This window comes from Uliginosibacterium sangjuense, from assembly GCF_059132465.1.
This window is the reverse complement of sequence record NZ_CP101132.1, coordinates 1,972,249-1,985,576: the sequence shown is the minus strand read 5'-3', so window position 1 is coordinate 1,985,576 and position 13,328 is coordinate 1,972,249. Positions and strand designations below refer to the sequence as shown.

Sequence of the window (13,328 nt, the reverse complement as noted above, 5' to 3'; positions counted from 1 at the left end):
TTAGCGGGCTTGAGCGGCAGCGGCGGCCTGGGCAGCCACCTCGGCGGCGAAGTCGGTCACCTTCTTTTCGATGCCCTCACCCACCACGTACAGCGTGAAAGCGGCCACCGAAGCCGACTTGGACTTCAGCAGTTGCTCGATGGTTTGCTTGCCATCTTCAGCCTTGACGAACACCTGCGACAGCAGCGTCACTTCCTTCAGGAACTTCTGCACCGTGCCTTCGGCGATCTTTTCTAGCATCGCTTCGGGCTTGCCGCTTTCCTTGGCCTTTTCGATGGCCACGCGACGCTCGGTTTCGATCAGCTCGGCCGACACGCCGGAAGCGTCCAGCGACTTGGGCTTGCTGGCAGCGATATGCATCGCCACGTCCTTGCCCAGGCTCTCATCGCCGCCCAGCAGGTCCACCAGCACGCCCACCTTGGCGCCACCGTGAATGTACTGGGTCACCTTGCCCGTGGCTTCCACGCGCTGGAAGCGGCGGACGCTGATGTTCTCGCCGATCTTGCCGACCAGGGCCGTACGCACGGCATCCACGGTCGAGCCCTGCAGCGGCAGCGCCGACACGGCGGCCACATCGGCCGGATTCTGGGTTGCGACCAGCTCGGCCACGGCCTTGGTGAAGGCGATGAAGTCGTCGTTCTTGGCTACGAAGTCGGTTTCGCAATTCACCTCGACGATCGCGGCCAGCTTGCCGTCGGCGGAAATGTAGGTACCGACGATGCCTTCGGCAGTAATGCGAGCGGCAGCCTTGCTGGCCTTGTTGCCCAGCTTGACGCGCAGAATCTCTTCGGCCTTGCCCAGGTCGCCATCGGCTTCGGTCAGGGCCTTCTTGCACTCCATCATCGGCGCGTCGGTCTTCGCGCGCAGTTCTGCCACCATGCCTGCGGTAATTGCCGCCATGCTTGTGCTCCTAAATCAATAAAGTAAGCCTAAAAGCAAGGCCCTTTCGGGCCTCGCACGCGCCCAGAGCCTCGCGGCCCTTGGCGCCAAAGTATCCAGCGAAGCTGTTACGCCCGTTCTTCGACGTTTTCTTCCACCTCGACGAACTCGTCCGAAGCGGCAGCCACGATGTCCTGCACCATGTTGTTCTTGCCTTCCAGGACGGCATCAGCCACGCCCTGGGCGTACAGACGGATGGCACGGCTGGAGTCGTCGTTACCGGGAATGACGTAATCCACACCATCCGGGGAATGGTTGGTATCAACCACGGCCACGACCGGAATACCCAGCTTCTGGGCTTCGGTGATGGCAATCTTGTGGTAACCCACGTCGATCACGAACAGGGCGTCGGGCAGGCCGGACATGTCCTTGATGCCACCGATGCTCTTCTGCAGCTTGGCCAGTTCACGCTGGGCCATCAGCGCTTCCTTCTTGTGCAGCTTTTCGGACGAACCGTCGGCGAACATTTGCTCCATGTCCTTCAGGCGCTTGATCGAGCCCTTGACGGTCTTGAAGTTGGTGAGCATGCCGCCCAGCCAACGATCGTCCACCACCGGCATGCTGCAGCGCTGAGCCTCTTCGGCGATGATCTCGCGAGCCTGACGCTTGGTGCCCACAAAGAGAATGGTGCCGCGATTGGCTGCCAGCTTCTTCACGAAGCTCATGGCCTCGTTGTACTTCTGCAGCGTCTTCTCGAGGTTGACGATGTGAATCTTGTTGCGATGGCCAAAGATATAGGGGGCCATCTTGGGGTTCCAGAAGCGGGTTTGGTGGCCGAAGTGGACACCGGCTTCCAGCATTTGACGCATGGTCACGGACATGGAAATACTCCAGTTTTCAGGGTTTGGCCTCCGCTCGCGGCACATGCCGGCAAATCTGCCACCATGCTGCACGTCACCAAGGATGACGAACCCGGACCGCGAGCGTGCGAATTAGCCAGATCGAATGCCGACCCGGCTTAGCCCGCAATTCTAGCAGCAAACGACAGGCCGGCTCAAGCCGCAAACCGGCGAAATTCGCGCCACGCGTTGCCCTGAGCCCATGAGTGGGCTAGTCTTGGGCGTTTGTTTCTGGAAGGTCCCCTGCTCACCATGAGCGTCGTCATCAAATCCCCGGCAGAAATCGAGAAGATGCGGGTCGCCGGCCGTCTGGCCGCAGAAGTCCTGGATTTCATCGAACCCCACGTACAGCCTGGCATCACCACCGAAGAGCTGGACCGCCTGTGTCACGAATACATGGTCAAGGAGCAAGGCACGATCCCGGCTCCGCTCAATTACACGCCGCCCGGCTACACGCCCTACCCCAAGGCCATTTGCACCTCAGTGAATCACCAGGTGTGTCACGGCATTCCCGGGCCCAAACCGCTCAAGCGCGGCGACATCGTGAACATCGACATCACGGTCATCAAGGACGGCTACCACGGCGACACCAGTCGTATGTTCATCGTCGGCGGCGAGGCCAGCATCCAGGCCAAGCGTCTGTGCCAAATCACTTACGAGTGCATGTGGCTGGGCATTGCCCAGGTCAGGCCTGGCGCCCAGCTCGGTGACATCGGCGCGGTGATCCAGAAGCATGCCGAGGGCAATGGCTTCTCGGTGGTACGGGAGTTCTGCGGCCACGGCATCGGCGCCAAGTTCCACGAGGAGCCGCAGGTGGTCCATTATGGTCGCCCGGGTACCGGCATGACCCTGCGCGAAGGCATGATCTTCACCATCGAGCCGATGATCAATGCGGGCAAGGCGGCCATTTCCGAGTTGCCGGATGGCTGGACGATCGTCACCCGCGACCGCTCACTGTCCGCCCAATGGGAGCACACGGTACTGGTGACGGCGGACGGCTACGAAGTACTGACAGTGTCGCCCCGCATGCCGGCCCTCCCGGCCTTCATCCGGGGAACCCAGGCAGGCGCATGATCATCGACGAAGCGACGGTCCCGCCGGTCGCCCGCGGCGACCTGGAAGCCCTGCGCAGCAAGCTGGTTGAAGGACAGGCACGCCTGCGCGGCGAGTACGAAGCGCGCGCCAACCCGGCCCACCTGCTGCGTGGCCGGGCACGCAACGTGGACGCCGCCTTGATCGAACTGTGGCGGCGCAGCGGCCTACCTGAATCCGCCACCTTGGTTGCGGTTGGCGGCTATGGCCGTGGCGAACTGTATCCCTGCTCAGACGTAGACATCCTGGTCCTGCTGGCCGAAGAAGCCGGACTCCCGCTGCAACAGAAGATCGAGCGCTTCATCGGTCACCTGTGGGATCTCGGTCTGGACATCGGTCACAGCGTGCGCACCCTCGAGGAATGCCTCAGCGAAGCCAAGCAAGACGTCACCATCCAGACCAATCTGCTGGAGTCACGTCGCCTGACCGGCAGTCTCGCGCTGTACCGTCGCTTCTGCCAGCAACTGGCAGTGAGCTTCGACCCCGAGGCCTTCTTCCACGCCAAGTGCGCAGAGCAGGAGCAGCGCTACAACCGCTTCAACCACACCCCCTACGCACTGGAACCCAACTGCAAGGAGAGCCCCGGTGGGTTGCGCGACCTGCAGAACATCGTGTGGGTCTCGCTGGCCGCCGGCCTGGGCACGCGCTGGGGCGACATGGCGAAGAACGGGTTGATCACGCCCGAAGGCGCGCGCGAACTGCGCAGCGTGGAGCGCTTCATGCAGCATGTGCGCATCTGTCTGCACCACATCACAGGACGGCGCGAAGACCGCCTGATCTTCGATGTACAGGAAGCACTGGCACGCGCCTTTGGCGTCGGTGCGACCAAAGCCAAGCGCGCGTCCGAGGTCATGATGCAGCGCTACTACCGCATCGCCAAGCAGGTGACCCAGCTCAATACCCTGGTGCTGCAGAACCTGGCGGTACGCTACCGCCCACTCGCCTTGTCGCAGACGCGCGCCATCAATGCACGATTCCAGGCCAACAGCGAGTTGCTGGACATCGTCGACGAGCAGGTCTTTGAACGCGAACCAGGTGCCCTGCTCGAGTGCTTCCTGCTGATGCAGCGCAATCCGGAACTCAAGGGCATGAGTGCGCGGACCCTGCGCGCCCTGTGGCGTGCGCGCCATCTGATCGATGCAGACTTCCGCCGCAAGCCGGAAAACCGCATGCTGTTCCTCGACATCCTGAAGGAACCGCACGGCCACACACACGAGTTCCGGCGCATGAACCAGTACGAGATACTGGGGCGCTACATACCGGCCTTCGGACGCATCGTAGGCCAGATGCAGCACGACCTGTTCCATGTCTACACGGTGGATCAGCACATCCTGCAGGTGCTGCGCAACGTGCGACGCTTCGCGCTGGAACAACATGCGCACGAATATCCCCTGATGACGCAGTTGTTCACCGGCTTCGAGCGCCCCTGGCTGCTCTATGTCGCGGCGCTGTTCCATGACATCGCAAAGGGGCGCGGTGGAGACCACTCCAAGCTGGGCATGGCCGATGCACGTCGCTTCTGCCGCGACCACGGCCTCTCCAAGGAAGATACCAACCTCGTCGTGTGGCTGGTCGAACACCATCTCACCATGTCGCAGGTCGCGCAACGCCAGGACCTGACCGACCCGGACGTCATTCACAGTTTTGCCGCGCTGGTGAAGAACGAGCGTCGCCTGACCGCGCTTTACCTGCTGACCCACTCAGACATTCGGGGCACCAGCCCCAAGGTGTGGAACGGCTGGAAGGCCAAGTTACTGGAAGACCTCTTCCTGATCACTCGCAAGCTGCTGCGCGGCGACACGCCGGAGCAGGCGCAGGGGGTGGAAGAGCGCCGCCAGCAGGCACGCGAACGCCTGCGCTTCTTCGGCTTGCAGGAAGGCATCGAGAAAGCCCTCTGGAAAAATTTGGACACCGTCTACTTCCTGCGCAACAACACCGAGGAAGTGGTGTGGCACACGCGCATGCTCTACTACCGCCCTGACAGCGAAGAGCCGGTGGTCAAAGCGCGCACCAGCCCGGTCGAGAAGGGGCTGCAGGTGATGATCTACACGCGCGACCAGAAGGATCTGTTTGCGCGCCTTTGCGGTTTCTTCAGCCGCATGGGCTACAACATCATGGATGCGCGCATCCACACCACCCTGCACGGCTACGCGCTGGACACCTTCGTTCTGCTCGACCCAAGTGAAGAGGAAGGCCACTACCGCGACGTCATCGCACTGATCGAGCATGAACTGACCGAAAGGCTTCGCCAGCAGGGGCCTATCGACAAGCCAATAGGTGGGCGCATCTCACGCCAACTGAAACACTTCCCGATCACGCCGGCGGTGACGCTGCAACCTGATGAGCGCGGCCAGCATTTCATCCTCTCCATCGTCGCTGCTGACCGTCCTGGCCTGCTCTTCACGGTCGCCAGCACGCTGGCCGAACATGGCATCAATGTGCAGGGCGCCAAGATCGTGACCCTGGGCGAGCGAGCCGAGGACATCTTCCTCGTCAGCAGTCACAACCTCGACCACAGTGCGAAGACGGTGCAACTTGAATCGGACTTGATCGAGCGGCTGCGCGTCTGAGCCACTTGCCGCGCATGAAAAAGCCGGCGCCCTGCGCCGGCTTTCTTTTTTTGAACTTCCCCTCAATCGTCCGGCTGGCCGGCCAGTTCGGGAAACAAGACCTCGGTAAAACCGAAGCGACGCAGGTCGCGGATGCGCATCGGGTAGAGGATGCCGTCAAGGTGATCGCACTCGTGCTGCACCACGCGCGCATGGAAGCCCTCGGCGATGCGATCAATGGGGGCGCCCTCGGGAGTGAAGCCGCGATAGCGCAGACGGGTGTAACGCGCCACTTCGCCACGCATTCCGGGGACCGACAGGCAGCCCTCCCACCCCTCCTCCAGCTCCTCGGTCAGCATCTCGATGAGGGGATTGACGAGGATGGTGCGCGGCACGGCCGGCGCATCCGGGTAGCGTTCGCTCTGCTCGAAGCCGAAGATCACCACGCGCAGGTCTACGCCGATCTGCGGCGCGGCCAAACCCACCCCGCCCGCCGCATGCATGGTGTCGAACATGTCCTGCACCAGTGCATGCAACTCGGGGGTATCGAAGGTCTCAACCTCTCGCGCGCGTCGCAAGAGACGCGCATCCCCCATTTTCAACAGGGTGCGGATCATGCGACCTTGCACACATGCTGCAGGATGTTATGGACGCGGTGCATCGCGCGCTGCAGGGTTTGCTCGATGTCCTGCATCTGGATGCCTTGGCTGCTACTGGCGCGCCCGGCCGCATGGTTGGCCACCACGTTGATGGCCGCGTATGGCAGCTCCAGCTCGCGCGCCAGCACCGCTTCGGGCATGCCAGTCATGCCGACCACATCGGCACCGTCGCGCTCCAGCCGGTTGATCTCGGCGGCCGACTCCAGGCGTGGGCCCTGGGTGGCGGCATAGACCGCCCCATCGACTACAGCTTCGCCCGCAGCCTTGGCAGCGCCCAGCAGGCGTGCACGCAAGGACTGCGCGTAGGGTTCAGTGAAATCGACGTGCACGACAGCAGAATCACTGCCGTCGAAGTAGGTCGCCTTGCGACCCCAGGTGTAGTCCAGGATCTGGTGTGGCACCACGATCACGCCCGGCCCCAGGTCGGCACGGATGCCGCCCACCGAGGCCACCGACACGATCGCCTCGGCCCCGGCATGCTTGAGCGCCCAGATGTTGGCGCGGTAGTTCACCTGGTGGGGGGGGATCGTATGGCCGTAACCATGACGTGCGAGAAACACCGCCTCCTGGTCGCACACACGCCCGAACAACAAGGCTCCCGAAGGCTCGCCATAGGGGGTGCGCACGACTTCGCGTCGTTCTATATCAAGATTCGAGAGCTGCGACAGTCCGCTGCCGCCGATGATTGCAAGCATTGCCAGAATCCGTTGTAGGTTGGTTTTCGATGGTAGCACGCCACAAAACGACCTCGGCTGATACGGTGCAACATGCTAGAATAGTCGGCTTTTTCAAACATTTAGAGCCCTCCCCGCCATGAGCCGCGCCATCCGCAACATCGCCATCATCGCCCACGTCGATCATGGCAAGACCACGCTGGTCGACCAGCTTCTTCGCCAATCCGGCACCTTCGCCGCCCACCAGCAGGTGGCCGAGCGCGTGATGGACAGCAACGATCTGGAAAAAGAGCGCGGCATCACGATCCTGGCCAAGAATTGCGCGATCCAGTACGGCGAAACCCACATCAATATCGTCGACACCCCGGGGCACGCCGACTTCGGCGGTGAGGTGGAGCGCGTGCTGTCGATGGTCGACTCGGTGCTGCTGCTGGTTGACGCCGTCGAGGGCCCGATGCCGCAGACGCGCTTCGTCACGCGCAAGGCGCTGGGCATGGGCCTCAAGCCCATCGTCGTGATCAACAAGATCGACCGTCCGGGCGCGCGCCCTGACTGGGTCATCAACCAGACCTTCGACCTCTTCGACAAGCTGGGCGCCACCGAGGAGCAACTGGACTTCCCGGTCGTCTACGCCTCGGCCCTGAACGGCTTCGCCATGCTCGACGCGAGCCAGCCCGGCACCGACATGAAGCCCCTGTTCGAGGCGATCCTCACGCATGTCCCGCAACCCGAGGTTGATGCCGAGGGCCCGCTGCAGGTGCAGATCTGCTCTCTGGATTACTCGACCTACATCGGCCAGTTGGGCATCGGCCGCATCAAGCGCGGCCGCATCCGCCCGAACCAGGAAGTGGTGGTCATGTACGGCGACGAGAACCGCGGCAAGGCCAAGGTCTCGCAGGTGCTGACCTTCACCGGCCTGGAGCGCGCGCCGGCCGAAAGTGCCGAGGCTGGCGACATCATCCTGGTCAGCGGTATCGACCAGGTCGGTATCGGCGTGACCATCTGCGATCCGGAGAACCTGGATCCGATGCCGCCGATCGCCGTGGATGAGCCCACGCTGACCATGAACTTCCTGGTGAACTCCTCGCCGCTGGCCGGCCGCGAAGGCAAGTTCGTGACCAGCCGCCAGATCCGCGAGCGCCTGGAAAAGGAACTGCTCAAGAACGTCGCGCTGCGCGTGAATTACACCAGCGACTCCGATGTGTTCGAGGTGTCCGGGCGCGGTGAGCTGCACCTGACCATCCTGCTGGAAAACATGCGCCGCGAAGGCTACGAACTGGCCGTCGGCCGCCCGCGCGTGGTGTTCAAGGAAATCAACGGCGAAAAGTGCGAGCCGTATGAAATGCTGACCGTCGACGTGGAAGAGAACCACCAGGGCGGCGTCATGGAAGAACTGGGCCGTCGCCGTGGTGAACTGCAGGACATGCAGCCGGATGGCAAGGGTCGCGTACGCCTGGAATACCGCATCCCGGCGCGCGGTCTGATCGGCTTCCAGGGTGAGTTCCTCACGCTGACGCGCGGCACCGGTCTCGCCAGCCACGTGTTCGACGACTACGGCCCCATGGCCGGCGGCATGGCCGAGCGTCGCAACGGCGTGCTGATCTCGCAGAACGATGGGGATGCCGTCGCCTATGCGCTGTGGAACCTGCAGGATCGCGGCCGCATGTTCGTGTCGCCCGGCGACAAGCTGTACGAGGGCATGATCATCGGCATCCACACGCGCGACAACGACCTCGTGGTGAACCCGATCAAGGGTAAGCAGCTCACCAACGTGCGCGCCTCGGGCAAGGACGAAGCAGTGGCCCTGACGCCGCCGATCCAGCTCACCCTGGAGTCCGCCATCGAGTTCATCGCTGATGACGAACTGGTCGAGATCACCCCGCAGAACATCCGCCTGCGCAAGCGCTTCCTGAAGGAACACGAGCGCAAGCGCGCGGCACGCGCCGACGAGGTCTGAGCGAGACTCTCCCGAGAGCAACAAAAAAGCCCGGCGATGCCGGGCTTTTTTGTTGGCTGCGCGGGCTTATGGCCCGCTGACCAATCCGCCTTATTCGGGACGGATGTTCGAGGCTTGCTTGCCCTTAGGGCCTTGCACAACGTCGAAGCTCACACGCTGGTTTTCGGCCAACGACTTGAAGCCGGAGCCCGTGATCGCGGAGAAGTGCGCGAACAGGTCTTCGCCGCCGTCATCCGGCTTGATGAAACCGAAACCCTTTGCGTCGTTGAACCACTTGACGATGCCAGTTGCCATGATTGATGTGTCCTTAACAAAAACAGATAACAAGGCCGAAGCCCAGGACGAAGATCAAGTGGAGCGGTGACAAACCGGCACGTCGCATCACGCAACGCTGCGAGCAAGACAGACCAACTTCGCAGCTTGAAAATCGTTGGCCCGCACTATGTCTCAACGTCCACCACTTGGCAAGCACAGACAAAAGGGCAGGTGCTCGTATGGCAGGTCACTCAGCCCGGTTTGCGCATCAGCGTGGATTTGCCGAACAGGCTTTCGACCAGATCGACCGCCAGTTCGGCCGTGCGGTTGCGCAGGTCCAGCGCCGGGTTGAGTTCCACGATATCAAGCGAGGCCAGGGCGCCGGTATCCGCGATCATCTCCATGCATAGCTGGGCCTCGCGGTAGGTCGGTCCCCCGGGCACGGTGGTGCCTACACCGGGCGCAATCTCGGGGTCGAGAAAGTCGACGTCGAAGCTCACATGCAGGTGGGTGTCCTGATCGACGCCCAGCAAGGCCTGCTCCATGGTGTGGCGCATGCCCATCTCGTCGATGAAGCGCATGTCGAACACATCGAGATCGGCCTGGTGCACGAAGCGCTTCTCCTCGGCATCCACGCTGCGGATACCGATCTGGCGGATGTCATCGACGGCCAGGGCGGGCACCTGGTCGGACAGCCCGATCAAGGCGTCCGGGCCATGCCCGCACAGGCAGGCCACGGGCATGCCATGCACATTGCCGCTGGGCGTGATGGTGGCGGTGTTGAAGTCGGCATGGGCATCCAGCCACAGCACGCGCAGCTTCTTGCCAACGCGCCGGCAGTGGCGCGCGACGGCGGAGATCGAACCCACCGCGAGCGAATGATCACCGCCCAGCATGATGGGGAGGCGCCCCGCCGCCAGCTCCGCCAGCACCGCGTCGTGCACCGCGCGGTTCCACGCCACCACCTCGGCCAGGTGTCGATAGCCCTGCTCCGGCGGCAACCACGGATTGGCCGGACCGGCGAGATTGCCGCGATCCAGCACGTCCAGCCCCTGGCGCGTGAGGACGGGACCGATGTCGGCCACGCGCAAGGCTTCCGGCCCCATCGAGGCGCCGCGCGCGCCAGCACCGATGTCGGTCGGTACGCCGATCAGCGATAGCTTGTTCATTCAGACCCCTCCAGTCCGTAGCGTTGTGCATGATCCTGCAGCACTTCGAGAAATGCCTGGCCATAAGCCGCCAGCTTGCGGTCGCCGACGCCCGACAGTTCGTACATCGCGTCCAGGCTCTGCGGCCTCTTCTCCAGCATCTGCTTGAGCGTGGTGTCGCCGAAGATCACGTAGGCCGGCACGTTCTGTTCTTCCGCGAGGCGACGGCGGCACTGGCGCAGCGCGGCCCACAGGCTGCGCGCTTCGTCGGACTCGAACTCGATCTCGCGGCGCACGCTGGTAGCCGCGCTGGGCGCTGCCTCGCGCACCTTGCGGGCGACGAAGCTGGCTTCGCCACGCAGCACTTGACGGCAGGCCTCCTGCAGCACGAGGCCGCCATGCTCGTTCACGCCGATCAGGCCTTGCGCGGCCATCTGGCGCAGCAGCGAGCTCCATTGCACATCCGACACATTCTTGCCGATGCCGAAGGTGGATAGATGCTGGTGTCCGCGCTCCGTGACCTTGGGCGTCTCGCGGCCGACCAGGATGTCGATCAGGTGCCCGGCACCGTAGCGCTGCCCGCTGCGATAGATCGTGGACAAGGCCTGCTGTGCGGCAACCGAGGCATCCCAGGTCTGCGGCGGGGTGAGGCACATGTCGCAGTTGCCGCAGGGTTCGGAGCCTTCGCCGAAGTAGCGGAGCAAGACCTGGCGGCGGCAGGCCGGTGCCTCGCAATAGCCGAGCAGGGACTCCAGGCGCTGGCGTTCGAGACGCTTGACCTCGTCCGGCGCCTGCGACTGCTCGATCATCTCGCGCTGCAGGACAAGGTCTTGCAGGCCGTAGGCCATCCAGGCATTCGACGGCAGGCCGTCGCGGCCAGCGCGACCGGTCTCCTGGTAATAAGCTTCCAGCGATTTGGGCAGGTCGAGGTGGGCGACGAAGCGCACGTCGGGCTTGTCGATGCCCATGCCGAACGCGATGGTCGCCACCATGACGATGCCATCGCCGCGCACGAACTGGGTCTGGTGCGTCTCGCGCGTGGCCGGGTCGAGGCCGGCGTGATAGTGCAGCGCGCGGATGCCTTCGCCGCGCAGCCAGTTGGCCGTCTCTTCGACCTTCTTGCGCGACAGGCAATAGACGATGCCGGACTCGCCGTCATGGCTGTTGCGGATGAAACGCAGCAGTTGCTTGCGCGGATTGTCCTTCTCCACCACGGTGTAGCGGATGTTCGGCCGGTCGAAGCTGGACAGGAAGACGCGTGCTTCGTGCAGGGCCAGGCGCTCGATGATCTCCTGTCGCGTGGCGCCGTCGGCGGTCGCGGTCAGCGCGATGCGTGGCACTTGCGGGAAGCGCTCATGCAGGATGGAGAGCTGGATGTATTCGGGGCGGAAATCGTGCCCCCATTGCGACACGCAATGCGCCTCGTCGATCGCGAACAGGCCGATGCGGCTACGCCCCAGCAGGTTCTGGAAGCGGCCGGTCAGCAGGCGCTCAGGGGCGACATAGAGCAGGTCCAATTCGCCGCGCTGCATCTGGGCTTCGATGTCCTGCGCGGCCTCGGCATCCAGGGTCGAGTTCAGGTAGGCCGCGCGCACGCCCAGTTGGCGCAGGGCCTGCACCTGATCCTGCATCAGCGCGATGAGGGGTGACACGACGACGCCGCAGCCCTCGCGCAGCAAGGCGGGGATCTGGTAGCACAGCGATTTGCCGCCGCCGGTGGGCATCAGCACCAGGGCATCGCCACCGCCGCTGACGTGCTCGACGATGGCCGCCTGCTCGCCGCGGAAAGCCGGAAAACCAAAAGTGTGGCGCAGCGTGTGCAGCGCCGGATCGTGCAGGGCTTCTTCCATCAATTGTGGTACGGCGAATTCAGCAGGGAGTGATGGCGCAGGCTCATGCCCCACTCGACCACGCGGCTGCCGATCAGCAGGCCCATGCCCATCGCGCCGACCACGAAGCCCGCCTTGAACAGGTTGGCCAGGGTCTCGGCCAGCAAGGGCAGCGCCGCGCCCTGACCAGCAAAGGAGATCTGCATGGCGCCCGCGATGCCCTGGAACATCAGCACGCCGGGCATCATGGGCACCGCACCGGCAAAGGCGATGGTGGCGAAGGGGGCGCGCAGGCGCTCCACCGCGAAGCTCGCGATGACGCCGATGGCCAGGCAGGCAAACAGCGTGGAAACCTCCAGCGAGATGCCATTGTGCAGGCACAGGTAGCGGATGCCGTGACCGACCATGCCGCACAGGATGGACGCCCACAGCACGCGCCACGGCGCGTTGTAGAAGGCGCCGAAGCTGCACGCGGCCACCCCGGCCAGCAGCACGTCGAGCCACAGCGAAATGTCAGCCGGCGCGCCCTGGTGCGGTGGCACGGTGGTCATGCCGAGGGTGATCCAGCCGCCGAGGAAGATGCCCATGGCAGCCGCAACCAGGATGCCCACCGCCAGCCCGAAGCGCGGGATGCCGGTCTGCATGTTGTTCTCGATCACGTCGTAGAGCCCGTTGATGAGATGCGGGCCCGGCACCAGCATCAAGGCTGGCACGATCAGGCAGATACCGGGCGTCGAGGTCCCCCCCAGGGTGATCAGCGTACCGCCCAGCAGAGAGCCGATCAGCGCGGCCGTGAATGGCAGGGCGAACAGCAGCACATGGCGCTTGGCCAGTTCCTGGCGCGCCAGCAGCCCCAGGGCCGAGGCCAGCGCGACAATGGCGATCGCCGCCGCGTCGCCCGCCAGCAACCAGGCCAGGGCACCGGCGCCGGCGCCGAAGATCAGCGCGAGCAACCAGCGGTTGTGACGCGGCGCAGTGCGCTCCACATGGTCGAGCGCCTGGATCGCCTCGCGCAGGTTCATGCGCCCGGCGCACAGCTCGTCGATGACGCGATTGACGGCGATGCTCACCGACACGTTGATGCGGAACTCCGGCGCTTGCGCATGCGCATACTCGCCATGGGGCGAATAAAGCGTGACCGAGCGGTAGCCGACCCATACCTGGCAGTGCAGGCCCAGGGTCTGCGACACCGCCAGCAGGCGGCTGCGCAACAGTTCGGTGCGCATGTTGTATTCGAGCAGCAAGCGCGCCGCGCGGCGCAGGAACAGCATGCCCTCGCTGGAGGTTTCGGCGTGGGCAGGAGGGGGTGAATCGGAAAGCGACATGGGATCGGAGAATGACGAAATACAGGGCGGGATCAGACCATAAGCCTGCCTGCGCGGCAATG

At 63.9% G+C, this 13,328-nt stretch carries 11 protein-coding genes; 3 read left to right on the top strand and 8 right to left on the bottom strand.

The features are described from left to right. Both tsf and rpsB read right to left on the bottom strand, forming a co-directional pair. On the bottom strand, positions 1–900 hold the full coding sequence (gene tsf, locus NMB43_RS09105; RefSeq protein ID WP_494351839.1) for a translation elongation factor Ts: 900 nt from the start codon (positions 898–900) through the stop codon (positions 1–3). 107 nt (positions 901–1,007) lie between these two features. After that, positions 1,008–1,760: a 30S ribosomal protein S2 gene (rpsB, locus tag NMB43_RS09100; protein WP_494351838.1), complete on the bottom strand. Its 753-nt coding sequence runs from the start codon at positions 1,758–1,760 to the stop codon at positions 1,008–1,010. A gap of 270 nt (positions 1,761–2,030) precedes the next feature. On the opposite strand from rpsB, the gene map reads away from it, so the two are divergent. Together map and NMB43_RS09090 are read left to right on the top strand one after the other, a co-directional pair. Then, positions 2,031–2,852: a type I methionyl aminopeptidase gene (gene map, locus NMB43_RS09095; RefSeq protein ID WP_494351837.1), complete on the top strand. Its 822-nt coding sequence runs from the start codon at positions 2,031–2,033 to the stop codon at positions 2,850–2,852. After that, entirely contained in the window at positions 2,849–5,440 is a 2,592-nt protein-coding gene (locus tag NMB43_RS09090; protein ID WP_494351836.1) for a [protein-PII] uridylyltransferase, read from the top strand. The genes map and NMB43_RS09090 overlap by 4 nt, the downstream gene beginning before the upstream one ends. A gap of 62 nt (positions 5,441–5,502) precedes the next feature. Here NMB43_RS09090 and def read toward each other — a convergent pair whose 3' ends face one another. Then, positions 5,503–6,036: a peptide deformylase gene (gene def, locus NMB43_RS09085; RefSeq protein ID WP_494351835.1), complete on the bottom strand. Its 534-nt coding sequence runs from the start codon at positions 6,034–6,036 to the stop codon at positions 5,503–5,505. Then, a complete protein-coding gene (locus NMB43_RS09080; RefSeq protein WP_494351834.1) occupies positions 6,033–6,773 on the bottom strand; it encodes an S-methyl-5'-thioinosine phosphorylase in 741 nt (246 codons plus the stop codon). Before NMB43_RS09080 ends, def begins: the two co-directional genes overlap by 4 nt. A 118-nt stretch (positions 6,774–6,891) precedes the next feature. Here NMB43_RS09080 and typA point away from each other — a divergent pair, with 118 nt between their 5' ends. Next, positions 6,892–8,709, top strand: a complete 1,818-nt coding sequence (gene typA, locus NMB43_RS09075) for a translational GTPase TypA (protein WP_494351833.1) — start codon at positions 6,892–6,894, stop codon at positions 8,707–8,709. A gap of 90 nt (positions 8,710–8,799) precedes the next feature. Here typA and NMB43_RS09070 read toward each other — a convergent pair whose 3' ends face one another. The 4 genes from NMB43_RS09070 to NMB43_RS09055 form a co-directional block, all read right to left on the bottom strand. After that, positions 8,800–9,003, bottom strand: coding sequence for a cold-shock protein (locus NMB43_RS09070; protein ID WP_494351832.1), 204 nt, complete (start codon positions 9,001–9,003; stop codon positions 8,800–8,802). Positions 9,004–9,215: 212 nt separating this feature from the next. Next, positions 9,216–10,133, bottom strand: a complete 918-nt coding sequence (gene rocF / locus NMB43_RS09065) for an arginase (protein ID WP_494351831.1) — start codon at positions 10,131–10,133, stop codon at positions 9,216–9,218. After that, complete coding sequence (gene recQ, locus NMB43_RS09060) at positions 10,130–11,962, bottom strand: DNA helicase RecQ (protein WP_494351830.1); 1,833 nt, start codon at positions 11,960–11,962, stop codon at positions 10,130–10,132. The genes rocF and recQ overlap by 4 nt, the downstream gene beginning before the upstream one ends. Then, positions 11,962–13,266, bottom strand: a complete 1,305-nt coding sequence (locus NMB43_RS09055; RefSeq protein ID WP_494351829.1) for a threonine/serine exporter family protein — start codon at positions 13,264–13,266, stop codon at positions 11,962–11,964. The genes recQ and NMB43_RS09055 overlap by 1 nt, the downstream gene beginning before the upstream one ends. Between the last annotated feature and the right edge of the window lie 62 nt (positions 13,267–13,328).